Raw genomic sequence first — 375 nt, 5'->3', positions numbered from 1 at the left:
CAAGCAAGCTCTGATTCACATAAAATTTCCCCGTTGCCATCACACAGCTCATAACCCACTGTAGGAACATCAACACAAGCCTGAGACTCTAAATAATCTACTAGGTCCATAACTACTTCATCCGCGTAGCGTTTGACCCTTTCCCAATCAGAGTTTTTACTATTGGTACTATTATCTTGGGAGTCACTAACAGTTTGCCTTTTGGCAGCTCGCTCAAGTGCAGCGACTATGCGTTCCTTTTCGTCACACTCATTGGTTTTTAGCCTTAACAACCTTAATCCAATATTCTGCAGAACCTGGTTCTTCAACGTGTCTCGCCCGCGCTGTTCAGCATTATTTTCGTGAAACTCGAAGCCATCAACCTCGATTGCCAAA

At 44.0% G+C, this 375-nt stretch carries 1 protein-coding gene; it reads right to left on the bottom strand.

Annotated elements, in window-relative coordinates; all coding sequences use genetic code 11:
- A partial coding sequence (locus A3766_RS09260; RefSeq protein ID WP_156508815.1) for a DUF2726 domain-containing protein occupies positions 1 to 375 on the bottom strand: 375 nt, incomplete at both ends.

The sequence above is a fragment of the Oleiphilus sp. HI0132 genome, assembly GCF_001635845.1.
This window is presented reverse-complemented; position numbering and strand designations above follow the sequence as displayed.